Raw genomic sequence first — 22,668 nt, forward strand, 5'->3', positions numbered from 1 at the left:
GTGTGCACCGGAACGGCTCGCGTGCACGCCTCGCGAGGAGTCCCGTGCTCGCCCGAGGCGCTCGGGGACATCGCGCCGCGCGCCCCAGGATTGCGATCGCATTCCCCCGATGCCCGGGACATGTCGCCGAACCCGTCGTGATTATTCTCGACCGCACGATGTTCTCGCGAGACGTGCTGCGGATCGACCCTGCCGGTGTCGCCGAGCAGATCCAGACGACCCTGCGGGAGCAGGTCCTCGGGTCGCTGCGCCGGCGGGGCGCCGTCGTGGGCCTGTCGGGCGGGGTCGACAGCTCCGTGGTGGCGACGCTGTGCACGCGCGCCTTCGGCCCGGATCGCGTGGTCGGGCTGCTGATGCCGGAGCGCGACTCCTCGGGCGACGCCCTCAGGCTCGGCGCGATGGTGGCGGACCGCCTGGGGATCCGCCACGTCGTCGAGGACGTCGGCCCCGCCCTGGAGGCGCTCGGCTGCTACGAGCGGCAGCTCGAGGCGATCCGGGCCGTCTACCCCGAGTACGGGCCCGGATGGCAGTGCAAGCTCACGCTGCCTTCCCTGCTCGAGGGCGATCGCCTCAACGTCACGACGCTGACGGTCGCGGACCCGCGCGGGATGCAGCGGAGCTCGCGGATGCCGCCCGCCGCCTACCTGCAGCTCGTGGCCGCCACGAACTTCAAGCAGCGGGTGCGCGCGATGGTGGAGTACTACCACGCGGATCGCCTGAACTTCGCGGTGGTGGGCACCCCGAATCGCCTGGAGTACGACCAGGGCTTCTTCGTGAAGCAGGGGGACGGCGCCGCCGACCTGAAGCCCATCGCGCACCTGTACAAGACCCAGGTCTACGCGCTCGCCGAGCACCTCGGGGTGCCGGCGGAGGTCCGCAGCCGACCGCCCACCACGGACACCTTCTCCCTCGCCCAGACCCAGGAGGAGTTCTACTTCGCGTTGCCTTACGCCGACATGGATCTGTGCCTCTGGGCGCACGACCACGGCACGGCGCCCGCGGAGGTCGGCGCCGTCACCGGGCTCACCGCCGAGCAGGTGGAGCGGGTCTATCGCGACATCGAGGCGAAGCGCCGGGCGAGCCGGTACCTGCACCAGGCTCCGCTGCTCGCGGACGACCGCCGGGGGCCGTAGGGATGTGCGGGATCGCCGGCTTCGTGGCGCTACGCGAAGGCCTGCCTCCGCAGTCGCTCGACGAGCTCACGGCCATGGTCTCCGCCCTGCGCCATCGCGGGCCGGACGAGTTCGGCCTGTATCGGGACGCGCACGCGGGCCTGGGCCACGCGCGGCTCTCGGTCATCGATCTCCTCACCGGGCAGCAGCCGCTCTGCAACGAGGACGGATCGCTGTGGGTGACGTTCAACGGAGAGATCTTCAACTACGTCGAGCTGCGCGCGGAGCTCGAGGCGCTGGGGCACCGCTTCCGGACCCGGAGCGACACGGAGGTCATCGTCCACGCGTACGAGTCGTGGGCCGAGCAGGCCTTCGAGCGCTTCAACGGACAGTTCGCCATCGCGCTCTGGGACTCGACGGAGGAGACGCTGATCCTCGCCCGCGATCGGCTCGGGGTCCGCCCGCTGTACCTGTGCGAGCACGGCGGCCGGCTGTGGTTCGCGAGCGAGGTGAAGGCGATCTTCGCCGGCGCTCCCGCGCTCACGCGCGCGTTCGACCCCGTGGGCCTCGCCGAGACGTTCACCTTCTGGACCGTGGTGCCCCCCCAGTCCGTGTTCCAGGGGGTCACGGAGCTCGAGCCGGGTCACGTGCGCAGGATCTCGCGGCGGGGCACGGTGGACCGGGCGTTCTGGACGCCCCGCTACGCCGAGGGGGCCGCGCCGGCGAGCTCGCCGGGCGAGGCCGCGGAGCGCGTCCGCGCGGCGCTCGAGGACGCCGTGCGCCTGCGCATGCTGCGCGCCGACGTGCCGGTGGGGAGCTACCTCTCGGGCGGCCTCGACAGCTCGCTCGTGGCCGCGCTGGGACGCCGCGTGAGCGGCGGGAGGTTCTGCACGTTCTCGGTGCGGTTCGAGGATCTCGAGTTCGACGAGACGCCCTACCAGCGCGCCGTCGCGGAGCGCCTCGAGAGCGAGCACCACGAGCTCGTCGTCAGCCGCGAGGACATCCGCGCGGCGTTCCCCGCGGTGGTCGCGCACGCGGAGCGTCCGCTGCTCCGCACCGGTCCGGCGCCGCTCTTCCTGCTCTCGCGGCAGGTGCGAGAGGCGGGCATCAAGGTGGTCCTGACCGGCGAGGGCGCCGATGAGATGTTCGCCGGGTACGACCTCTTCCGGGAGGGAAAGATCCGGCGCTTCTGGGGTCGCCAGCCCGAGTCGGCGCTGCGCCCGCGCCTGCTCGAGCGGCTCTACCCCTACCTGGTCCGTTCACCGGTCTCGCAGCGAACCCTCGCCCGCGAGTTCTTCGGGCGCGGGCGAGCCCAGTGGGACACACCCGGCTTCGCGCACCAGCCGCGCTGGCAGAGCGCGGCGGCCCTGCAGCGGCTCTTCAGCGCCGAGCTGCGAGATCGGCTGCGGCGCGTGGACGTCGTGGAGCGGCTGCTCGCCTCGGTTCCCGCCGAGTTCCCCGGCTGGTCTTCCCTGGCCCAGGATCAGTATCTGGAGGCGCGGACCCTCCTCTCCGGCTACCTGCTCTCGTCGCAGGGCGACCGGATGCTCATGGCCCACTCGATCGAGGGCCGGTTCCCGTTCCTCGACGCCCACGTGGTGGAGCTGGCGAACGGGCTGCCCGACGCGTTCAAGCTGCGCGGCCTCGACGAGAAGCACGTCCTGAAGCGGGTCGCGCGAGGCCTCGTCCCGGACGGAGTCGTCGAGCGATCCAAGCAGCCCTATCGCGCTCCCGACGCGCAGGCCTTCGTGGGCCCCGGCGCTCCGGGCTGGATCGAGGACCTGACGAGCGAGCGGGCAGTCGGGAACGCCGGCGTCTTCGATCGCGGCGCGGTCGCGCGCCTGTGGCGCAAGTGCCAGGCGTCGGCGGCCGGCGGGCAGCTCTCCAATTTCGACAACATGGCCCTCGTCGGCGTGCTTTCGACGGCGCTGCTCCATGAGCAACTCATCCGGCAGGTGCCTTCGCGGGCGCCGGGGGTGGAGTTCCGGACGTTCGTCGACAGGTTGTCCGGAGCGTGCGGCCGGCCCGGATCGGGCATGGCAGCGGGGGTGTGAGGTGACGGTCCAGCAACGCATCAGGGCGTTCATCCTCGAGAACTTCTACGTGAGCGATCCGGCGGAGCTCGCCGACGACGCCCTCCTGGTCACGAGCGGATTGGTGGACTCCACCGGGGTGCTCGAGATCATCGCCTTCGTCGAGGAGGAGTTCGGCATCCGCGTCCGCGACGACGAGACGACGCCCGACAACCTCGAGTCCATCGAGCGGATCGCCTCCTTCGTCGCGCGGAAGCGGCAGGCGAACGGCCCGACGTCGTTCACGAGCGGGGACGTCTCAGCGGCGTGAGGGACGCCGCGGAAGCGGCGAAGCCGCTCGCGGCGGCGCACGGGACCCGGCGGGCAGGGGCGGGGGCGCAGCCACCGTTCGAACAGCCGGCACGCTCACAGGTTCCTCCACGAGAGCCCCGCCAGGTTGTAGCCCGTGAGCAGCTTCTGGATCTGGAAGCCCAGCCCCATGAACGCGTTGAGCGACGGGACGTTGTCCTTGCGGATGTAGGCGTTGCAGGCGCGGAACCCCTCGCGCTTCGCGAGGTCGAGCACGAAGTGGTTCACGGTGGGGAACACCGACAGCCCCCTGAACCGGGGGAAGATGAAGATGTTCTCGACCATGGCCTCGTCGCTCCGCAGCGGGTAGTAGAGGCGCCGGCGCTGCCGCTCCAGCAGCGCGTTGTCCTGCGGGCGGAGCAACCACTGCATCGAGACGAGCTCGTTCTGCGGGCTCCGCCCGATGTAGCAGCTGGAGAACCCGGCCCGATGGAAGAGGACGCGGGCGACGACCTCCTTGCGGGAGGCCAGGTCGAGCGCTCCGAGACCTCTCACGATCTCGTCGAGGTCCGCCTCGGTCGCCAGCTCGCAGCGAATGTCGGAGCGCAGCCGAGGGAAGCGAAGGCGTCCCATCGGCGCTCTCAGATGATAGAAGTGATCCTGATAGGCGACGCGCTTCAGCAGGTACACCAGCGGGACGGTGAACCCCAGGCTGGACACGACCAGGCGGACTCTGTCGAGCGACGACGAAGCTGGCATGTCGACCACCTTCCACCTCGCCAGCGCCCGGAAGTCGTGCCGGTGGGCGCGAACCCTCTTCGCCTCTCCGTGCGCGTCAGGCGCGGTACGCAGGGAAGAAGCCGGTCCTCGGGCGCCAGGGCTTCCCCTCGCGTGAGGCGTGCGCCGCGCGAGCGTCGGCGAGCTCGCGGCAGGCGACCTCGTCGTGGACGAGCGCGGCGACGCGAAAAGGCACCGCTCCGCGCCGGTCGAAGGCCCGCTTGTACCGGTACAGCCCGTCGTCCGGCTCGTGCCCGCCGCCGAGCACGTACCGGCGCTTCCCCTCGCCCATCGACCACTCGGCGATCCGGTGCTTGACGAGGTAGCTCGGTCCGAGCGCGAACGCCTCCTCGAGCGTGCCGCCGAGGAAGTAGTACACGTGCTCGTCCGCGCAGAGCACGAGGTCCGAGGAGACCACCTTCCCCCCGGCGCGCGCGTGGAAGAAGACGAAGCGGCCGCCGAGCCGCGTCACGATCGACTCGAAGAACGACCGAGGGAAGAAGTAGAACTCGTCCGCGCGCCGCCGCTGCATGGTGTGCGTGTACACCTCGAAGAACGCGTCGAGCCCGCTGCCGTCGCGGTCGACCTCGACCGTCACGCCGGCGGCCTCCGCGAGCCGCACCCACTTGCGCACCTTCGACTCGTAGTTGCGCCACAGGCCCTCGCTGCCGCCGTCGAGGCGCACGACCACGTTCTGCGATCTCACCTCGACCCGACCCGGCATGGGGGCGAGCTGCTCCGCGAACAGCGACAGGCGGGCGAAGGTCGTGACGATCCGCTCGTCGCGGCACCACTCCCCGTACGCGGCCCAGAAGGCGGCCTGATCCCGCACTCCGCCGCCGCACACGAAGGGCCCCCCGTAGCCATAGGGCGTGATCGCGTCCCGGCGCAGCTCCCCCCGGCGCGCCCAGGGCTCGAGGGCGAGCGGCCGGAGGATGAGCGGGAACAGGATGGCGCCACCCTCGTCCTCCCCCACCACGCACACGGCGCGATCCCCGGGCCGCGCGAACAGCTGCGCGTATTCGGGGCGAGTCACGACCTCCTTGGCCGGCCAGGCGCTCCAGATCGCGAGCCAGGTGGCGACGTCGCCCGCGTCTGCTGCGTCGAGGACCCGGAACCTCACCCGCGGCCACCTTCCGCGCCCGGGGCGCTGCGCCCGCCCGCCTGCATCCCGGGCTGCGCGCGCGCGGCGGCGGGCTCGCCGCCCGCGGGAGCGCCGCTCGTGCGGACCGTTCCTGGGAGCGGGAACCCGATCTCGGCGATGTCCTGCGTCTCGTGGACGTCCGAGCGGCGCAGCACCTGATACACCGTCAGCGCGAGGATCCGGAGGTCGAGCCGGAGGCTCCAGTGGTCGACGTACCAGACGTCGAGCGCGAGCCGCTCCTTGAACTTGAGCGCATGGCGGCCGTTGACGGCCGCCCACCCCGTGACCCCCGGGCGCACGTCGTGCCGGCGCCGCTCGTCCGGCGTGTACTGGTCCAGGTACTCGACGAGCAGGGGCCTGGGCCCCACGAGGCTCATCTCGCCTCGGAGGACGTTCCAGAGCTCGGGGAGCTCGTCCAGGCTGGTGGCGCGCAGGAAGCGTCCGAGGCGGGTCACCCGCTGCGCGTCCGTCTGGTACCAGACCTCGTCCGCGCGCGGAGGGCGCATCGTCCGGAGCTTGTAGATCGTGAAGGGCGCGCCGCCGAGCCCCGGCCGAGTCTGACGGAACAGGATGGGGCGCCCCTGCGTGACGAGGATCGCGGCTCCGGCGACCGCGAGGACCGGCGAGGCGAGCACGAGCCCCACCCCGGCTCCGCAGACGTCGAGCGCCCGCTTCACCTTCAGCGCGATGCCCCTGCTCACGTTCAGGACGGGCTCCCTGCCGTGGTGAACCGGCCGCTGGAGGCGAGGGCGCGAGCCCTGTTCCACCCGGCGTTCCCTTGCGCGGCACTTGACGGTATTGCCGGAGCCCTCCCCTTACACGGGCCATCATGGGACCGGACCGCGGACCGCGGACCGCGGGCCGCGCGGCGCTCCGCGGCGGCCGGGCTTCCGCGCGCGATCCGCCCGAAGCGGTCGCCCCGCTCGAGCTCGCCTCCTCGCCGCCCCATTCGCGCTCATTGCCGTTCGCCTGCCGCGCCCAGATCGTCGGCGGTGCGGTCTCGTCGAGTTCGGGCCAGCCGCGAGGACCCATGCCGCCCGTCTCCATCCACGCCCGGCTCGTCTCCGGCACGCCGGGCAGCACGCCCCCCGGCGGACGCGCTCCCCATGCACCGAGCGTGACCCGAGCCCCGGGGACACGCGCATGACCTCGGGCACTCGCTCGGTCGAGCGCCTGGACGCGCCGGAGTCCGGGCGGCCGGCACCGCACGTCGTCGCCCTCCCCCCGGAGCAGGCCGCGCCCGCCGTGGCGGTGCCCCGGGCCCGCATGAGCCTCCGGCGAAACGTGCTGTGGACCCTCGCCGGCAACGGCGTCTACGGCGGCTGCCAGTGGGCGATGCTGATCGTGATCGCGAAGCTCGGGACGCCCGAGATGGTCGGCCAGTTCGCGCTGGCCTTCGCGGTGACCGCCCCCGTGATCATGGCCGCGAACCTGAACCTGCGCGGCGTACAGGCGACCGACGCGCGCGAGGCCTACGGCTTCGGCGACTACCTCGCCCTCCGCCTGCTCTCGCTGTCCCTTGCGGTCGCGCTGCTCGTGACGCTGGCGGTGGTCGTGTACCCCGGCGCCACCGGGATCGCGATCGTGACCGTCGCCGCGGCCAAGAGCGCGGAGTCCCTGAGCGACGTGTACTTCGGGTTCATGCAGCGCCACGAGCGGATGAGCCTCATCTCCCGCTCCCACATGGTGAAGGGGCTGTCGTCGCTCGCCGGGCTCGCGGCCGGCCTCCGCTTCGGACGGTCCCTGACGTGGGCCGTGGTCGGCGTGGCCGCCGCCTGGATCGCCGTGCTGGTGCTCTACGACATCCCCCAGGCCAACCGGCTCGCGAGGGCCGTGCACGGCGGCCCGCTGCGCGCCCGCTGGCGGTGGCCGGCGTTGCGCACGCTCTCCCGGATGGCGCTGCCGCTCGGGTTCGCCGCGCTCCTGTCGTCGCTCCTGACGAACATCCCGCGCCTCTTCGTCGAGCGGCTGCTCGGGGCGCGAGAGCTCGGCTTCTTCGCGGCGGCCGGGTACCTCATGATCATCGGGGCGCGCTTCATGACGGCCCTCGGCGAGTCCGCGAGCCCCCGGCTGGCGTCGTACCACGCGAGCGGCGAGGGGCGGCGCTTCCGTCGCCTCCTCCTGCGGATGATCGGGCTCGTCTCGGGCGTCGGCGCCGTCGCGCTCGCGGTCGTCGCGCTCCTGGGCCGGCCCCTGCTCGCGGCGCTCTACCGCCCGGAGTACGCCACGCAGGCGTACGTGCTGCTCGTCCTCATCCTCGCCGCCGTCATGGGCTACGCGGCCGTGCTGCTCCAGTACGCCATGACCGCGCTGCGCGCGCTCCGGATCCAGCCGCTCATCCTGGCCGCCAGCGCGATCGTGTCGGCGCTCGCCTGCGCCGTGCTGGTGCCGCGCCACGGCAACATGGGCGCGGCGGTCGCGATGTGCTGCGGGGCGGCCGTCCAGGTGGCGGGGAACGCCTGGGCGACCCGCGTCGCGCTGCGGGACCTCCGGTCGGCGGCATGACGGGCACGCCTGGCACCTCGAGGCTCGCTGCCGCCGCGTGCGGCGTGCTCACCGCGGTGTACCTGCTCGTCGGTCGCTGGACGCTCTCCCGCCTCGGCGACGCCGCCACGGAGCACCCGTTCTACACCGAGGTTCGCTTCTGGGTGGTGCTGCTGCTCGTGTGCGTGTCGCTCATGGCGAAGGCCCAGCCGTCGGCGGGGGCGCGCGGCCGCGGAGGGCTGACCGTCCCGGCCCTCTTCGTGTTCTTCACGTACTGGGTGGCCACGGCCGCGTGGGCTCCGGACCCCGTGCTCGCCGCCGTCAAGCTGTACGAGGTCGTGCTCGTCGCGGCGGCCACCTTCGGCCTCGCCCGGGCGCTCTGGAGCGACGACTCGGGGCGGGTGCTGCGCTGGATGTGGGCGGGCGTGCTGGCGGTGGCCGGGCTCCTGGCGACGGTCGCGCTGGTGCGTCTCGTCACCTCTGGCGCGGTCGGGGAGCGCCTGTCCGTGATGGGCGGCGGGCCGAACTCCTTCGCGCGGCTCATGGGCTACCTCGCGCTGGCGGCGCTGTTCTTCTGGAGGCGCCACGGCCGCTCCTGGCTGTTCATGCCGATCGCCGCGATCTCGCTCGTGCTCGTGATGCTGAGCGGCTCACGCGGGGGGCTCATCGCGCTCGTCCTCGGGGTCGGCGTGTTCCTCGTGTCGGAGCTGCGGAACGCGAGGCGCCTCGTGCCCGGCTTCGTGCTCGCCGCGGTGGTGTTCGCGATCACCGCCACCTACTCGCCCATCGGCGCGGCGGCGCTCGAGACCTACGAGCGCCGCGTCAATCAGCTGCTGCTGCAGGAGCAGTACACGTCCGGACGGACCCGGCTCTACCGCTCCGCCTACCAGCTCGCGCTCAAGGAGCCGGTGTTCGGCGACGGGCTCGCCGCGTTCTCCGGGCGGCGGCTCGGGGTGTACCCCCACAACCTGTTCCTGGAGGCGTTCTGCGAGGCCGGGATCCTCGGCGTGGCGCTGCTCTCGCTGACGTTCGGGGCGGGCGCCGTCGCCTCCCTCCGGGGGGAGCGCCGGCCGGACGGCTCCGCGCTCGCGGGGTTCGCCTTCATGCTCGTCGCGGCGCAGTTCAGCGGCGACCTGTTCGACAGCCGGGCGCTGTTCGCGTTCCTCCTGCTGTCCAGCGTCCAGCCGCCGGCGGCGGCCCCGGTCGCCGCCGGGCCGCCATCACTCCGGGCGGAGCTCGCCTCCCGAGCCGGTCCGTGATCGGACGCGGCGTAGAGATGAGGACCATGCGCGAACGAAGAAAGATCCTGCACGTCGTCGGGGCGCGGCCGAACTTCATGAAGATCGCGCCCGTGATGCGGGCGATCGCCGGCGCGGGGTTCGCCGATCAGCGGCTCGTCCACACCGGCCAGCACTACGACGCGGCGATGTCGGACGTGTTCTTCTCCGACCTGGGGCTCCCCGAGCCCGACCTCCACCTCGGAGTGGGCTCGGGCTCGCACGCGGAGCAGACCGCGAGGGTCATGGTGGCGTTCGAGCGCGTGTGCGTGGACGAGCGGCCCGACCTCGTCGTGGTCGCCGGCGACGTCAACTCCACGATGGCGTGCGCGATCGACTGCGCCAAGCTGCGCATCCCGTGCGCGCACGTCGAGGCGGGGCTCCGGTCCTTCGACCTGGAGATGCCGGAGGAGGTGAACCGGATCGTCACCGACCGCCTCTGCGACGTCCTCTTCACGCCCTCGGCCGACGGCGACGAGAACCTGCGGAACGAGGGCGTCGATCCGGCCCGGATCTTTCGCGTCGGGAACGTGATGATCGACTCGTTGCTCGAGCACCTGCCGAGGGCGCGCGAGACGCGCGCGCTCTCGAGGGCGGGGGTCCGGGCCGGCGACTACGCGGTCCTGACGCTCCACCGGCCCTCGAACGTGGACGATCCGGAGGTGCTCCGGGGCATCTTCGACGCCCTGGAGGAGGTCCAGCGGCGGCTCCCCGTCGTGTTCCCCGTGCATCCGCGCACGCGCGCCCGGCTCCAGGAGTTCGGCCTCGGCGGGCGGGTCGAGGCGCTGCGCGGACTGCACCTCTGCGAGCCGCTCGGTTATCTCGACTTCCTGGGGCTCACCTCGCAGGCGAGGCTCGTCCTCACCGACTCGGGCGGTCTCCAGGAGGAGACGACGGCGCTGGGCATCCCCTGCCTCACGCTCCGCGAGAACACCGAGCGCCCGATCACCGTCACCGAGGGGACGAACGAGCTCGTGGGCACCGACCCGGGGGCGATCGCCGCCGCGGCGTCACGCGCGCTCGACGGAGGGAGCCGGCCGGGCCGCGTCCCGGCCCTCTGGGACGGGAAGGCGAGCGAACGGATCGCCCGCGTGATCGCGAGCCTCGCGTGGACACGAGCCGGAGAGACGGACGGGCCGGGCGAGCCGCCCCGGCTGGCTGCCGGCGTGAGGCACGGGAGGGGAACGTGAGGATCCTCGTCATCCACCAGTACTACGGCATGCCCGGGCGCGCCTGCGGGTCGCGCTTCAACGAGCTCTCGCGGCTCTGGTCCGAGGCCGGTCACCACGTGACGGTCGTGGCCGGGACGATCCAGCACTCCACCGGCAAGGTGCCCGAGCAGTACAAGGGGCGCTGGAACACCCGCGAGCGGGACGGCAAGGTCGACGTCTGGCGCTGCTACGTCCCGGAGCTCTACGGCAAGGGCTATCTCGGGCGCGCGTGGGGGTTCTTCGCCTTCATGTTCTCCGCCGCGACGGCGGCGCTCCGCGCCGGAAGCCCCGACGTGGTCATCGCCACCTCGCCGCCGATCGTGGTGGCGGTGCCGGGCTGGCTCGCAGCCAGGGCGCGCGGCGCGCGGCTCATCTTCGAGATCCGCGATCTCTGGCCCGAGAGCGCGGTCACGACGGGCGTGCTCCGCGAGAAGGCCGTCTTGACGCGCCTCCTCTACCGTCTCGAGCGCTGGTCGTGCCGGGTGGCGGACCGCATCAACGTGCTCACCCCCGCCTTCCGCGACGATCTCCTGCGCCGCGGCCTCGCCCCGGCCGAGAAGATCATCTGCGTCCCGAACGGCGCCGATCTCGACCAGTTCTGGCCGGGCCCCCGGGAGAACGCGGTGCGCCGCGAGCAGGGCTGGGGCGATCGCTTCGTCGTCATGTACGCCGGCGCCCACGGCAGGGCCAACGCCCTCGGCCAGCTCGTCGACGCGGCGGAGCGGCTGCGGGACCGCCCCGACATCCTCATCGCGACCGTCGGAGACGGCACCGAGCGCGCCAGGCACGAGCGCGCGGCTCGCGAGAAGGGCCTGACGAACATCGTCTTCTGCGGAGAGCAGCCGAAGGCGCGCATGCCCGAGTTCGTCAACGCCTGCGACGTCGGCGCCGCGGTGCTGCAGGACAACCCGACCTTCCGCACCGTCTACCCGAACAAGGTCTTCGACTACATGGCCTGTGCTCGCCCGACGCTCCTCGCCATCGACGGCGTGGCGCGCGCGATGGTGTGCACGGACGCGCGCGCCGGGGTCTTCGTTCCCCCGGAGGACGGGCGGGCGATCGCCGAGGCGATCCGGCGGCTCGCCGACGATCCCGTGGCGTGCGCGGAGATGGGGCGCAACGGGCGAGCCTGGGTCGAGGCGAACGCCGCTCGCCAGGCGCTCGCGGCGCGGTATCTCGAGTCGATGAAGGAGCTGGTCGGCACGCCGCGAGCCGGCCGCCGGCCGCACGAGAGCGCCGCCCAGACCTGAACGCGCGAGGGCCTCCAGCGACCGGAGCCGCTGGAGGCCCTCATCGCGGATCGAGGACGACCCGCGAGCCGCTACCGACCGTTGAGGATCTTCGCGTTCAGCGCCGCGTTCCCGTAGAGCTGCATGCCCTGCCCGACCGGATGCGACTCGAGCCGCTTCTGGACGGCGACGTCGTAGCGGCCGAGCTTGCAGAAGCCGTCGTTGAACCAGCCGTTCCCCGCGCCGCTGCCATCCACGTACTGCCCGTACTGGTAGCCGGTCGAGGTGGAGATCCAGATGTGGTCGAGGAGCGTCTTCGACAGCGCGTGAACGTCGGCGTCGGTCCACTCGATGCCGAGGTCGTGCGCCTCCACGATGTAGGCGATGACGTTGTTGCCGTGGCTGACGTCCTGCCCGGGGGCGGCGCTGGAGCCCCAGACGTCGCTCCAGAAGTACGCGCCCGGGTCTCCGGCGGCGGGCTTCATCTGCTGCCGCAGCGACGAGGAGTAGTTGGGCAGGTGGAGGTTGACGTTGTCCACCACGGTCCGGTACGTCGCGCGCTCGGCGGGATCCGAGCTGAGCACCCAGAGATCCGCCGCGATGAACGCCCAGTGGGACGCCATGTGGGTCCTGCTGCGGTACAGGTTCTCCGAACCGCGGGTTGCCCACTTCTCGAAGATGTTCTTCTTCGTGAACGCGAGGACGTCGTCGTAGGTCTTCCGGTAGCCGGGATCCGCGTAGACCGCCGGGTTGTTGCGCATGACCCGGAGCAGCTTCGTCACGTACCTGAAGCAGTAGCTCTCCGTGAGCGGGTACTCGCCGCCGACCAGGCTCGTGTCGTACGGGTGATCCCACGCCCCCCAGCCCAGGTAGCCGTCCTTGAACTGGCTGTTCGGCAGGGACGAGGAGGGGACGGCGCTGGCGATGACGTTGTGGATGTAGAGGAGCGCGCGATCGAGGTACTTCGTGTTCCCCGTCGCCTCGAACATCGCGGTCAGGCCGTCGATGCCGTACGCGAGGTTGTAGTACTTCCAGCTGTTCCCCGAGGTGCTCAGCGGGAGGTACGTGTTCACGTTCTCGCTGTCCCAGCTCTGCAGGAACAGGCTCTCCCACTGCGCCACGGTCCGCAGGCTCGGGTCCGCGGGGGTCGTCGGGCCGGACGGCGCGGGCGTCGGGGCGACCACCGGCGCGGACACCGTCACGGAGCCGGTGGCCTTCCGGGTCGGGTCGGCGACGCTCGTCGCCGAGACCCGGTACGTGCCGCCGGTCGCGGGCGCGGTGTAGACGCCGGTCTGGGCGTCCACCGTGCCGAGGGAGCCGCTCTCCACGGCCCACCGGACCGAGCGATCGATGGTCCCGACCACGACCACGTCGGCGACGAGCTGAACCGTCTGCCCCGCGGCCACGGCGGTATCACGTACCGTCACGCTCGTGATGCTCGCGGCGGGGACGCCGGTGCCCGCGAAGTCGACGGCGGCGAGCGGATCCGCCTGGGTCGCGCTCTTCACGACGAGCCTGCCGCTCGACGGCCCGCTGGCGGTGGGCGTGAACCTCACCGTCACCGTCGCAGCGGCGCCGGGCGCGAGGGTGGTGGGCAGGCTTCCGCTGGAAGCCGTGAACCCCGTCCCGGTCGTCGCGACCTCGGACACGGTCACCGGCGCGCTGGAGGGGTTCGTGAGCGTGACGCTCTGCGCGCTGTAGCTCCCGATCGTCACGTCCCGGAAGTCCAGGGCGGTCGGCGTCGTGCCGAGCGACACGGCCGGGGACAGCCCGTTCCCGCTGAACTCCACGACGGCGAGCGGACGCGGCTGGGTGCCGTTGATGGACACGCTGCCAGCCACCGCGCCCGCGATGCTCGGGGCGAACGCGACCGTGAGGGTGGCGCTCTCCCCCGCCGCGATGGTGGCGGGCAGCGTGAGCCCGCTGGCGGTGACGTCCCGGCCGAGCACCGAGATGCTCGTGACCTGGGCGGGGCGGCTCGAGGAGTTGGTCACCGTGACGACCTGCTGGGCGATCGCCCCGACCGGCACGTCCGGGAAAACGAGCGCACCCGGTGCCGCGTCCAGCTGGTTCGCGTACTTCACGCCCCTTCCGTTGAACCGGACGAGCGTGGTCGAGCCGGTCTGGGCGGAGCTGCTCACAGAGATCGCGCCGGCGACGTCACCCGACGTCACGGGGGCGAGCTCCACGAACAGGCTCGTCTGCTCGCCCGGGGCGAGCGTCACCGGCAGCGCTCGACCGGAGGTGATGGCCCACTTCCCGGTGGGGGTCACGTCGGTGATCGTGAGCGGAGCGGCGGAGGTGTTGGTGAGCGTGACCGTCTGCGCCGCGTCGCCAGCCACGTCCACCTCGCCGAAGGACACCTCCGACGGGGTCGCCGTCACTGGCTGTGACGACGTATCCCCGCCGCCGCAGGCGACGAGAGCGAGCAGTCCAGCGAGTGTCAGCAAGGCAGCGTGTCCGGCGAAGAACTTGTGCATTCGGGCGTTCCCTTTCATCCCTCTTGGCGGCTCAGCTGCAGGCCCAGCAGGGCTTTCCACGGCTGCTTGCTCCGTGGTCCTGGGGCCGTAGAGACCACGGCAGCCGTGTAGGAGCGAAAGGGTAGCAGGTACGAATATGGCGGAGATTGCTCAGGATTTTGGCAAAGGCCCTGATCTGAATGTCATAGCCGTAAACTTATCGTACGGGTACAAACGAACCCCTGAGTGCGTGCGCACTCAGGAATTCGCTCGTGGTACCGGTGAGTTGACGACCCGCTGCTCCCTCATCCGTGGAGCCCGTGCCGAGAAGGCGCTCGCGGTGCGGGGCGGCGGCCAGGCGGAAGGACGCCGACGAGCTTTGACGATGCGGGGGTGGTGCGAGGGGACGCCGCAGCGACCTGGCAGCGACGACGCGCGCCCGCCGGGCCCCGGCGGGTCCGCGTCTGCGCCATCCGCGCCCCGAAGCGCACCGTCCGCAGTGGGGGCTTGCCGGGCGTGGACGCGAGACGGAAACAAACATCCACTCCACGCGCCCGTGGCGGGCTCGAGGGTGGAGTCACGGCCTCCGGCGCGGAGGCGACGCAATGAGCATGAAGAGGAGAATCGGATGACGGGAGGCGAGGTGCGTCACGCGGTCCGAGGCTTCATCACGGGGGAGCTCATGAGGGCCTCCGAGCACCTCCGGATCGGAGATCGTGACGACCTCATCACCGCAGGTGTCATCGACTCGATGGGGATCATGCACCTCATCGGCTTCCTGGAGTCTACCTTCGCGATCCGGGTCCGGGAGAGCGAGATTCTCCCCGAGAACTTCTCTTCGGTGGAGGCGATCGCGTCCTTCGTGGCCCGCCACCGCTGAGGCGCTCTCCGCTCCTCGGGAACGACCATGACCCCCTCGCTCCCGGTCGCACGGCACGCCTCGCTCGGCCCCTCACAGCGCGACCGCACGGAGGTCCTCGCGCGCGTCCCGCCGGAAGACGAACGGAAATGACCAGCGCCTGGCGGTTCCGGTACCTCCAGTTCCGCGAGTACGCGCGCGACCACGGCCTCGCCGCGGCCTGCCGGTTCGCGCTCCATCGCAGCGAGGAGGCGGTCCCGATCGAGAAGGACCTCTCCGCCCTGAAGCCCGTCGCTGCGCCGCCCGGTCCCGGGCTCGAGCTCTTCGAGATCGGCCCGGAGAACGTGGACCGCTTCGAGCTGGACCACCCGGAGGAAAGCCGCGGCGCGCGCGTGAAGCGCTACGTCGAGCGCGGCTACCGCACCCTCGTGATGACGCGCGGCAGGAAGGTGATCGCCGACTACTGGTACGTGGGCCGGCGCACGGCCCGGACGCGCGGGATCCACCCGCACCTCCGGTGGTTCGGGATAGACCTCGGCGAGGACGACGTCTACATGTTCGACATGCACCTCGCCGCGGACGAGCGCGGCGGCGGCATGGCCACCTACTTCATGTCGCGCGCGCTCCACCACCTCCGCGCCGCGGGCGTGCGCAGGGCGTACGGCTACTACGACGCCGGCAACCTGCCGGCGCTGTGGGTTCATCGCCTCCTCGGCTACCGGGAGCTTCCGCGCGTCACGATCCACAAGTTCCTCTGGCTCGAGACGGCGTTCCCGAAGGTCGCGCGCGTCTCCGGGCGCCCGGCGGGTCCCGACGCGGCCCCTGCGCCCCCGGCGCGCTCGCCATCGTCCGGCGTGGACACCCCGCAGCCCTGACGGATGATGGCCTCACGCGCCGAGATGCGTCCGGTCCTCGTCATGGCAGGGTGGCTCCTCGGCTCGACCATCCTCGCCGGGCTCGCCCTGCGCCCCGCGTTCGGCGACGCGTTCCTCGTCACCCGCTACACCGGCTACGTGATGCCGTGGCTGCTCGCCGTCCTCGTACCCGGCGCCGCCGCCGCGTGGCTCACGCACCACCGGGCCCTCGCGGCCGTGGCGGCCGCCTCGATCGCCATCATCACCGCCGCCCATGCGCCGCTGTTCCGATCGAAGCCCGCCCCTCCGGCTTCCTCCGGCTTCTCCCTCCGGGTGATGAGCTACAACACCTGGTCGAGGAACCTGGACGTGCAGCGGATCGCGCGCGCCATCGATCGACAGCGCCCGGATCTCCTCCTCGTTCAGGAGATCCGGCCGAAGATCTTCGCGGGGGTCGTCGAGGCGCTCCGGGAGGCGAGCGGCGGCGCGGAGGTCCACGTCGCGTACGACCCGCAGCTCCTGCAAGGGATCGTGAGCCGGTACCCCGTGGAGGCGTCGGGCAGCATGAGGACGAAGGGCAAGGCGCAACGAGCGGTGCTGCGATCCCCTGCGGGTCCCATCGCCATCTACAACGTCCACCCGCTGCGCCGCGGCGGATGGCATGACCGTTACTCGCAGATCGAGGCGCTCCTGCAGGAGGACGTGCTCCGGGAGACGGGGCCCGTGATCCTGGGAGGAGACTTCAACGCGCCCGACCGCTCCCAGCTCTACGGCATGGTGACGCGCGCGCTCCACAGCGCCCACGACGATCGCGGGTTCGGGTTCGGCTTCACGTATCCGGCGCACGTCTGGCTCCCGTTCGGCGCGGTCCCCGCCGTGCCGCTCGTGCGCATCGACCACATCTTCTTCTCGGAGGCGCTCGTCGCGATCCGGGCCGAGACGCTCGACGACAGCGGCGGATCCGACCACCGGCCGGTCCTCGCGGAGCTCGCGCCGCGCGCCGCCGAGCCGCAGGGCGTGACGGGCCGCGCGCTCGGCGCGGCCGCCCGACGCCGCCCGTGAGGGCGTTTCGCCCGCGCGACCCTACCCGCCGCCGCCTCCGGGGGGCGGCCGCGGCGCCTCCCCGCGCTCGTGCGGCGGCGGCCTCTCTCCCTCGTCGTCGTCGAGCATCCGGTACTTCGGCCCCTCGGGATCGTCGTACTGCCCGCTCCTCACCGTCCATATGAAGAACAGCCACGCGGCGACCCCGAGCGCCAGCGAGAGGACCACGAGGAAGCCGATCGACATGGAAGGTCTCTAGCCCAGCGCGCCGCGCAGGCGCACCGAGTTCAGCACGACGAAGAGCGAGCTCGCCGCCATCGCCCCGGCCGCCACGATCGGGTGGAGCAGGCCCGCCATCGCGAGCGGGATCGCGATCGCGTTGTAGAAGAAGGCCCAGAACACGTTCTGGCGGATGACGGCCAGGGTCCGGCGCGAGAGCCGGACGAGCTCCGCGACGAGCCGGAGGTCGTCGCGGACGAGCACCGCGTCGGCGCTCTCCATCGTCACGTCGGTGCCGCGCCCCATCGCCGCTCCGACGTCGGCCTGCGTGAGCGCGGGGGCGTCGTTGATGCCGTCGCCCGCGAAGAGCACGCGCCTGCCCTTCGCCTGGCGCCGGGCGACCACGGCGCGCTTCTCCACCGGGCTCGCCTCGGCGATCGCCTCCACCCCGAGCGCGGCCGCGACGGCGCCGGTCGTGATCTGCGTGTCGCCGCTCACGAGGGCGACGCGGACGCCCAGCGCCCGGAGGCGCGCGATCGCCTCGGGCGCCTCGTCGCGCACCACGTCGGCGACCGACAGGAGCGCGGCGACCGCGCCCCGCACCGCGAGGAACGCCACCGTCTCGCCGCGCTCCTCGAGCCCCCGGGCGCGGGCGTCGGCGTCCGCGCCGAGGGAGACGCCGTGGTCGGCGAGGAGGGCGCGGTTGCCGATGAGGATGGAAGCGGCGTCGGCCGGGGTCGAGGTCGGGGTCGGCCACCCGCCCATCTCCCGCACCCGCGCCACCACTCCCCTCCCCGGCACCGCCCGGAACCCCTCCACCTCGACCGCGGCCTCGGGCAGCGCCCTTGCCGCCTCCACGATCGCCCGGCCGACGTGGTGCTCGCTGCGCGACTCCACCGCGGCCGCCAGCGCCAGCGCCGCCTCCCGCCCGAGCGCGGGGTCCACCACGACCACCTCGCGCAAGACCGGCCTGCCGCGCGTGACCGTGCCCGTCTTGTCGAGCAGCACGTCCGTCACCCGCCCGGCGCGCTCGACCACGTCTCCCCCCTTCACGAGGAGCCCGCGCTGCGTCGCGAGCCCGGTGGAGACGATGACCGCGATCGGCGTCGCGAGCCCGAGGGCGCAGGGGCAGGCGATCACCACCACCGAGATGCCGGTCATGAGCGCCCGGTCCACGGGCGCGCCGCGCGCCAGCCAGAAGACGAGCGTCCCCGCGGCGAGGACGAGCATCGCCGGCACGAACACGCCGACGACCCGGTCCGCCACCGCCTGGATGCGCGGCTTCGCGACCTGCGCCTCCTCGACGGCCCGGACGATCCCGGCGAGGACGGTGTCCTTCCCGACGCGCGTGACCTCCACGACGAGGGCGCCCGTCCCGTTCACCGTCCCGCCGATCACGGCCGCGCCGGGCGCCTTCGCGACCGGCCGCGACTCTCCCGTGACGAGCGACTCGTCCACCTCCGACGCGCCGTCGACGACCGTGCCGTCGAGCGGGATCAGCTCGCCGGGCACGACCGCGAGGCGATCGCCCGGACGGATCTCCGCGACCGGGACGCTCCGCGGCTCCTCCCACCCGCCGGCGCCGCGCGCGAGGCGCCGCGCCTCGCGCGGCGCGAGCCGGGCGAGGCGCGCCACCGCCTCGGAGGCCCGGCCCTTCGCGCTCGCCTCCACGAACCGGCCGACGAGCACGAGGGTGGGGATCATCGCGGCGGTGTCGAAGTAGACCTCGCCTCCGCGGAGCATCTGGAACACGGAGTACACGAGCGCCGCGCCGGAGCCGAAGACGACCAGCGAGTCCATGTTGAAGCGCAGGTGGCGGAGCCCGCTCGCGGTCGCGCGGAGGAACGGCGCGCCCGCGTAGAAGAAGACCGGCAGCGTGAGCCCGAGCGAGATCCACTCCATGAGCCGGCGCGTCCCCGCGTCGATCCCCTGGAAGTACCCGGCGTAGAGGGCCGCCTGGTAGATCATGAGCTGCGAGGCGAGGAACCCGGCGGTGCCGAGCCGGACGAGCAGATCCCTCGCCTCCGCCCGCTGCGCCGCCGCCTGCTCCGTGTCGGACCACGGCTTCGGGAGGTACCCCGCGGCGCGGATGCGGCCGAGCACCGTCTCGAGCCCGGCGCGCGCCGGATCCCAGCGCACGCGCGCGCGGTGGGTCGCGTAGTTCACGCGCGCGAAGGTGACGCCCGGCGTCCGCGAGAGGAGCCGCTCGTTCAGCCACACGCACGACGCGCAGCGGATGCCGTCGACGTAGACCTCGATCTCGTCGCCCTCCTCGCCGTGGCGGACCGCCTCGCGGAACGCGGGCAGGTCCGCCTCGAGCCCGTCCGGCCTCACTGGCGCGCCCGGCCCCTCCCACCGCCGCGTGTCGTAGTAGGCGCCGAGCCCCTCCGCGTGCACGAGCTCGAAGACGCCGCGGCAGCCGCCGCAGCAGAACACGTGCGCCCGCCCCGCGATCTCGACGCGGACTTCCTCGCGCTCGGGGAACTCGAGCAGGCAGTGGTCGCAGACCGGCTTCACAGGCCGAGCCCGCGGGCGACGAACACGCCGCCCAGCACCGCGACGAGGAGCCCGCCCGCCCGGTAGAGGACGCCCCGCGCGCGCGCGCCGAGGAGCGCCCCCAGGGCGCCGGCGAGGAGCAGGGCCGGGACGGTGCCGAGCCCGAAGGCGAGCGCGAGGAGGAGCCCCTCGGACGGGCTGCCCGTGCCCGCCGCGCCGAGGAACAGGGTCCACGAGAGGCCGCACGGGAGGAGCCCGAGCGCGAGGCCCGTCGGGTAGAGCCGCCCGGGGCCGCCGCCGGAGAGGAGCCCGCGCACGAGCCGCACGACCCGGGCGGACGCGCGCGCCTCCAGGCGCTTCAGCCCGCCCGAGAGGCCCGCCGCGCCGAGGCCGACCAGGATCATGAGCACGCCCGCGACGACGGCGACGACGTCCTGCAGCCCGGCCAGCCTGCCCGCCACGTTCACGAACGAGCCCGTGAGCCCCATCACCGCGCCGAGCGTCGCGTAGGTGGTGACCCGGCCCGCGTGGTAGGCGAGCTGCCCCGCCAGCGAGCGGCGCGGTCCGAGCGCACCGCTCGCGAGCGCGAACGAGCCGACGAGCGGCCCGCACATCCCGATGCAGTGGCCGAACCCGCCGAGCAGGCCGGTCACGAACGCCATCGCGACGGCGTCGGTCACTCGGCCACCGTGAGCTCGAACCTCGCCGTCCGCGCCGGCGCTTCCGGCGAGGTCACCCTGACCTCCGCCGTCCAGTCCCTCCGCCCGCTCGGGCAGCGCACGAGCACCGCCTTCCCGGCGTGGCGCCCCTCCCCCGCGGGCGCGAGCGCGCTCGCGTTCCGCCCCATCTCCATCCCGTTCATCGCGAAGGAGACCTCCACGGCGGCGCCCGGCGCGCCGCGCACCTCGGCGGCGACCGCGAGCGTGCGCATGGTGCGCAGCGGGCGCGGGCCGAGCTCGAGCGTCACCTCGCCGCCGCCGTCGAGCGGGCGCGTGCAGGGGCCCCGGCCCAGATCGCAGGGGGCCGCGCTCTCCCCTGCGGCGGCGCGCCGGGGGTCCGCCGTGGGCGCGCCGACGTGGACGACCTTCTCGATCCGCACCCGGTCGCCGCCGCGCCGCACGTCGAACCGCAGGAGCCACGGGCCGGCGGCGGGGAGGTCGACCTCCGCCGCATACCGCCCGATCCCGTCCGGCCGCGCCGCCACGGTCTCCACCCCCCGGCTCGTGTCGAGCCGCGCCACGCTCACCGCGATGACGGCCCCGGCGACCGGCCTGCCCTGCCCGTCGGCCACGGCGAACGGGAGCGTCACCTCGCCCGGCGAGGACGGCTTCGCGGCGAGCGACACGTCCCAGCCGAGCGTCGCGCGCGCGTGGCGCTCGGCGTCGTAGCGGAGCCCTTCCTCGTAGGGGTCGGCGACGATCGTCTCCTCCTTCACGCGGGCGCCGATCCAGATCGTCCCGACGACGGCGCCGAGCCCGGCGACCACCGCCCCCGTGAACGCGAGCTTCGTTGCGTGGATCACCTGACCTCCGGGACGACGAGGGAGACCGACTGGCGGTCGCGCTCGACCGCCGCGCCGCCGCGGCGCACCTCGGCGACGAGCTCGGCCGGCACGCGCCCCGCGCGGTCGAGCCCGCGCGCGCTCGCGACGAGCCGGACCTGCCGCCGCTCGCCCGGGCCGAGCTCCACGACGTCCGGGCGGACGGCCACCTCGGCGGCGCCGGCGCGGAGCGCGAGGCCGACGGTGACGGGCGCGCGGCCGTGGTTCTCGAGCGCGACGCTGAAGGCGTTCACGACCCGCCCGTCGGCGGCGCGCCGCGGCGCGAACGCCGCCTCGGCGAGCGCGTTCATGTCCACGAGCCCTCGTCCCGCGACGACCGCGACGAGGAGCGCGAGCGCGGCGGCGGTCGCGCCGGCGAGCGCGAGGACGCCCGGGCGCGCGAGCCTGCGCGGGGTGCCGGGCTCGCCGAGGAAGTAGCCGACGAGATCCGGCGGGCGGCGGAGCTTCGCCATGATGGGCGCGCACGCGTCCACGCACGCGGCGCAGGCGATGCACTCCATCTGCAGCCCGTCGCGGATGTCGATGCCGGTCGGGCACACGCGCACGCACGCGCCGCAGTCGACGCAGTCCGCGGCGCGGCGCCGGTCGTACGCCACGACGAGCGTGTGCCGGTCGAAGAGGACGCCCTGCAGCTTCGCGTACGGGCAGACCGTGGCGCAGAACGTCTGGCGCAGGAAGACGAGGTCCGCGAACAGGACGCCACCCATCGCGAGCCAGGCGCCGCCGAGCACCGGCCCGAGCGTGCCCGCGCCGAGCCTGCGGAAGAACTCCCCGGGTGGCACGAAGTACCAGAGCAGGTTCGCCGCGACGAGGGCGGACGCGAGCGCGACGAGCGCGAGGCCCGCCGGGCGCCGCCAGCGCGGGCGCTTCCGCCGGGGGTCCGGCTCGACGAGGCGGGTGAGCTCCCCGAGGAGCGTCTGCGGACAGGACCAGCCGCACCACACCCGCCCCAGCACGAGCGTCACGAGCAGGAACGCGGCGGTGAGGAGGAGCGTCGCGGCGAGGACCACGAACGCCTCGTCGATCGCGAACGACGCCCCGAAGGCGTGCAGCCGCCCGGCCGGCACGTCGAGGCGCAGCACGCTCTCGCCCCCGACGGAGACGAAGGGCAGCCCGAGCCAGAGGAGCCCCTGGGCGGCGAGAGCGAGCCGGCGCCACCGCTGGAAGCTACCGCTCGTCGTCATCCTCCAGCATCCGGTACTTCGCCTGCTCCACCGTGTGCTTGCGCTTGCGCGAGTAGTAGAAGAGCGCGATCCCCGCGAGCGCGGCGCAGAGCGTGAGGCCGAAGACGAAGTAGGCGGTCTCCGGGCTCATGCCTGCCTCTTCCCCTTCCGGCGCTGGGCGGCGACGAGGAGGACCGCCGCGGTCGCGGGGATCACGGTGAAGGCGAGCGTGGCGAGCACGTTCAGGCCCATCGACGCCCCGCCGCCCTCGAGGTCCTGCGCCTGGGACCAGCCGCCGAGCCCCGGGGTGAACGACCACGCGTACCAGACGCCCCAGACGACGAGGCCCCAGAACAGGACGAGCCAGCCGACGGGGAGCTTGTTCGCGGTCTCCTTCGGCGCCTCGAGCTGGGAGAGATCGTCGTCGAACTGCGGATCGAGCTGCTGCCGTTCGGCCATGG

The 22,668-nt window shown here is 72.9% G+C and carries 21 protein-coding genes; 10 read left to right on the top strand and 11 right to left on the bottom strand.

The window, feature by feature from the left end; all coding sequences use genetic code 11:
- Positions 1–137 precede the first annotated feature (137 nt).
- The 3 genes from nadE to MNZ29_RS06200 are packed head-to-tail and all read left to right on the top strand — an operon-like array spanning position 138 to position 3,455.
- Positions 138–1,133: an NAD(+) synthase gene (gene nadE / locus MNZ29_RS06190; RefSeq protein ID WP_308197047.1), complete on the top strand. Its 996-nt coding sequence runs from the start codon at positions 138–140 to the stop codon at positions 1,131–1,133.
- A gap of 23 nt (positions 1,134–1,156) precedes the next feature.
- Entirely contained in the window at positions 1,157–3,166 is a 2,010-nt protein-coding gene (gene asnB, locus MNZ29_RS06195) for an asparagine synthase (glutamine-hydrolyzing) (protein WP_242353754.1), read from the top strand.
- A 1-nt stretch (position 3,167) separates the two neighbouring features.
- Positions 3,168–3,455 (top strand): acyl carrier protein, encoded by a 288-nt coding sequence (locus MNZ29_RS06200; protein WP_242335952.1) that lies wholly within the window; start codon positions 3,168–3,170, stop codon positions 3,453–3,455.
- 95 nt (positions 3,456–3,550) lie between these two features.
- On the opposite strand, the gene MNZ29_RS06205 is transcribed toward MNZ29_RS06200, so the two are convergent.
- From MNZ29_RS06205 to MNZ29_RS06215, 3 genes are all read right to left on the bottom strand, one after another.
- Positions 3,551–4,192 carry a hypothetical protein gene (locus MNZ29_RS06205; protein WP_242335954.1) on the bottom strand — a complete coding sequence of 214 codons (642 nt, stop codon included), beginning with the start codon at positions 4,190–4,192 and terminating at the stop codon, positions 3,551–3,553.
- A gap of 76 nt (positions 4,193–4,268) precedes the next feature.
- Positions 4,269–5,333: a GNAT family N-acetyltransferase gene (locus MNZ29_RS24870; protein ID WP_242353759.1), complete on the bottom strand. Its 1,065-nt coding sequence runs from the start codon at positions 5,331–5,333 to the stop codon at positions 4,269–4,271.
- The gene (locus tag MNZ29_RS06215; RefSeq protein WP_308197048.1) at positions 5,330–6,055 is read right to left on the bottom strand and encodes a sugar transferase; all 726 of its coding nucleotides are present in this window, start codon (positions 6,053–6,055) and stop codon (positions 5,330–5,332) included. Before MNZ29_RS06215 ends, MNZ29_RS24870 begins: the two co-directional genes overlap by 4 nt.
- A 442-nt stretch (positions 6,056–6,497) precedes the next feature.
- On the opposite strand from MNZ29_RS06215, the gene MNZ29_RS06220 reads away from it, so the two are divergent.
- Genes MNZ29_RS06220 through MNZ29_RS06235 form a run of 4 tightly spaced genes read left to right on the top strand, consistent with a single transcriptional unit; the run spans position 6,498 to position 11,576 of the window.
- On the top strand, positions 6,498–7,859 hold the full coding sequence (locus tag MNZ29_RS06220) for a lipopolysaccharide biosynthesis protein (protein WP_242353761.1): 1,362 nt from the start codon (positions 6,498–6,500) through the stop codon (positions 7,857–7,859).
- Positions 7,856–9,097: an O-antigen ligase gene (locus MNZ29_RS06225; RefSeq protein ID WP_242353772.1), complete on the top strand. Its 1,242-nt coding sequence runs from the start codon at positions 7,856–7,858 to the stop codon at positions 9,095–9,097. Before MNZ29_RS06220 ends, MNZ29_RS06225 begins: the two co-directional genes overlap by 4 nt.
- A gap of 26 nt (positions 9,098–9,123) precedes the next feature.
- Positions 9,124–10,305 carry a non-hydrolyzing UDP-N-acetylglucosamine 2-epimerase gene (wecB, locus tag MNZ29_RS06230; protein WP_242335966.1) on the top strand — a complete coding sequence of 394 codons (1,182 nt, stop codon included), beginning with the start codon at positions 9,124–9,126 and terminating at the stop codon, positions 10,303–10,305.
- On the top strand, positions 10,302–11,576 hold the full coding sequence (locus tag MNZ29_RS06235; protein WP_242335969.1) for a glycosyltransferase family 4 protein: 1,275 nt from the start codon (positions 10,302–10,304) through the stop codon (positions 11,574–11,576). The genes wecB and MNZ29_RS06235 overlap by 4 nt, the downstream gene beginning before the upstream one ends.
- A 71-nt stretch (positions 11,577–11,647) precedes the next feature.
- Here the strand turns inward: MNZ29_RS06235 and MNZ29_RS06240 are convergent, their stop codons facing one another.
- On the bottom strand, positions 11,648–13,939 hold the full coding sequence (locus MNZ29_RS06240; RefSeq protein WP_242353774.1) for a choice-of-anchor D domain-containing protein: 2,292 nt from the start codon (positions 13,937–13,939) through the stop codon (positions 11,648–11,650).
- A 703-nt stretch (positions 13,940–14,642) separates the two neighbouring features.
- On the opposite strand from MNZ29_RS06240, the gene MNZ29_RS06245 reads away from it, so the two are divergent.
- The 3 genes from MNZ29_RS06245 (at position 14,643) to MNZ29_RS06255 (ending at position 16,789) form a co-directional block, all read left to right on the top strand.
- Positions 14,643–14,894, top strand: coding sequence for an acyl carrier protein (locus tag MNZ29_RS06245; RefSeq protein ID WP_242353776.1), 252 nt, complete (start codon positions 14,643–14,645; stop codon positions 14,892–14,894).
- Positions 14,895–15,022: 128 nt separating this feature from the next.
- Positions 15,023–15,748, top strand: a complete 726-nt coding sequence (locus MNZ29_RS06250; RefSeq protein WP_242353778.1) for a GNAT family N-acetyltransferase — start codon at positions 15,023–15,025, stop codon at positions 15,746–15,748.
- 6 nt (positions 15,749–15,754) lie between these two features.
- Entirely contained in the window at positions 15,755–16,789 is a 1,035-nt protein-coding gene (locus tag MNZ29_RS06255; RefSeq protein ID WP_242353804.1) for an endonuclease/exonuclease/phosphatase family protein, read from the top strand.
- Positions 16,790–16,810: 21 nt separating this feature from the next.
- On the opposite strand, the gene ccoS is transcribed toward MNZ29_RS06255, so the two are convergent.
- Genes ccoS through MNZ29_RS06290 form a run of 7 tightly spaced genes read right to left on the bottom strand, consistent with a single transcriptional unit; the run spans position 16,811 to position 22,666 of the window.
- On the bottom strand, positions 16,811–17,014 hold the full coding sequence (gene ccoS, locus MNZ29_RS06260) for a cbb3-type cytochrome oxidase assembly protein CcoS (RefSeq protein ID WP_242353806.1): 204 nt from the start codon (positions 17,012–17,014) through the stop codon (positions 16,811–16,813).
- 9 nt (positions 17,015–17,023) lie between these two features.
- Complete coding sequence (locus MNZ29_RS06265; RefSeq protein WP_242353808.1) at positions 17,024–19,504, bottom strand: heavy metal translocating P-type ATPase; 2,481 nt, start codon at positions 19,502–19,504, stop codon at positions 17,024–17,026.
- Entirely contained in the window at positions 19,501–20,163 is a 663-nt protein-coding gene (locus MNZ29_RS06270) for a sulfite exporter TauE/SafE family protein (RefSeq protein WP_242335990.1), read from the bottom strand. Before MNZ29_RS06270 ends, MNZ29_RS06265 begins: the two co-directional genes overlap by 4 nt.
- Complete coding sequence (locus tag MNZ29_RS06275) at positions 20,160–21,005, bottom strand: FixH family protein (protein ID WP_242353819.1); 846 nt, start codon at positions 21,003–21,005, stop codon at positions 20,160–20,162. Before MNZ29_RS06275 ends, MNZ29_RS06270 begins: the two co-directional genes overlap by 4 nt.
- Positions 21,002–22,228, bottom strand: coding sequence for a 4Fe-4S dicluster domain-containing protein (locus tag MNZ29_RS06280; RefSeq protein WP_242353829.1), 1,227 nt, complete (start codon positions 22,226–22,228; stop codon positions 21,002–21,004). Before MNZ29_RS06280 ends, MNZ29_RS06275 begins: the two co-directional genes overlap by 4 nt.
- Positions 22,212–22,358, bottom strand: a complete 147-nt coding sequence (locus MNZ29_RS06285) for an LPXTG cell wall anchor domain-containing protein (RefSeq protein ID WP_242335999.1) — start codon at positions 22,356–22,358, stop codon at positions 22,212–22,214. The genes MNZ29_RS06280 and MNZ29_RS06285 overlap by 17 nt, the downstream gene beginning before the upstream one ends.
- Complete coding sequence (locus tag MNZ29_RS06290; protein ID WP_242353831.1) at positions 22,355–22,666, bottom strand: cbb3-type cytochrome c oxidase N-terminal domain-containing protein; 312 nt, start codon at positions 22,664–22,666, stop codon at positions 22,355–22,357. Before MNZ29_RS06290 ends, MNZ29_RS06285 begins: the two co-directional genes overlap by 4 nt.
- Between the last annotated feature and the right edge of the window lie 2 nt (positions 22,667–22,668).

Source organism: Anaeromyxobacter sp. SG64 (assembly GCF_022690745.1).
Taxonomy (GTDB): Bacteria; Myxococcota; Myxococcia; order Myxococcales; family Anaeromyxobacteraceae; genus Anaeromyxobacter; species Anaeromyxobacter soli.

What these genes read in the sequence shown, in the direction of transcription:
- wecB (WP_242335966.1), top strand. Translation starts at nt 9,124, where the DNA reads ATGCGCGAACGAAGAAAGATCCTGCACGTCGTCGGGGCGCGGCCGAAC.
- MNZ29_RS06280 (WP_242353829.1), bottom strand. Translation starts at nt 22,228, where the DNA reads ATGACGACGAGCGGTAGCTTCCAGCGGTGGCGCCGGCTCGCTCTCGCC.
- MNZ29_RS06290 (WP_242353831.1), bottom strand. Translation starts at nt 22,666, where the DNA reads ATGGCCGAACGGCAGCAGCTCGATCCGCAGTTCGACGACGATCTCTCC.
- MNZ29_RS06220 (WP_242353761.1), top strand. Translation starts at nt 6,498, where the DNA reads ATGACCTCGGGCACTCGCTCGGTCGAGCGCCTGGACGCGCCGGAGTCC.
- MNZ29_RS06205 (WP_242335954.1), bottom strand. Translation starts at nt 4,192, where the DNA reads ATGCCAGCTTCGTCGTCGCTCGACAGAGTCCGCCTGGTCGTGTCCAGC.
- MNZ29_RS06285 (WP_242335999.1), bottom strand. Translation starts at nt 22,358, where the DNA reads ATGAGCCCGGAGACCGCCTACTTCGTCTTCGGCCTCACGCTCTGCGCC.
- MNZ29_RS06250 (WP_242353778.1), top strand. Translation starts at nt 15,023, where the DNA reads ATGACCAGCGCCTGGCGGTTCCGGTACCTCCAGTTCCGCGAGTACGCG.
- MNZ29_RS06225 (WP_242353772.1), top strand. Translation starts at nt 7,856, where the DNA reads ATGACGGGCACGCCTGGCACCTCGAGGCTCGCTGCCGCCGCGTGCGGC.
- MNZ29_RS06245 (WP_242353776.1), top strand. Translation starts at nt 14,643, where the DNA reads ATGACGGGAGGCGAGGTGCGTCACGCGGTCCGAGGCTTCATCACGGGG.
- MNZ29_RS06255 (WP_242353804.1), top strand. Translation starts at nt 15,755, where the DNA reads ATGGCCTCACGCGCCGAGATGCGTCCGGTCCTCGTCATGGCAGGGTGG.
- ccoS (WP_242353806.1), bottom strand. Translation starts at nt 17,014, where the DNA reads ATGTCGATCGGCTTCCTCGTGGTCCTCTCGCTGGCGCTCGGGGTCGCC.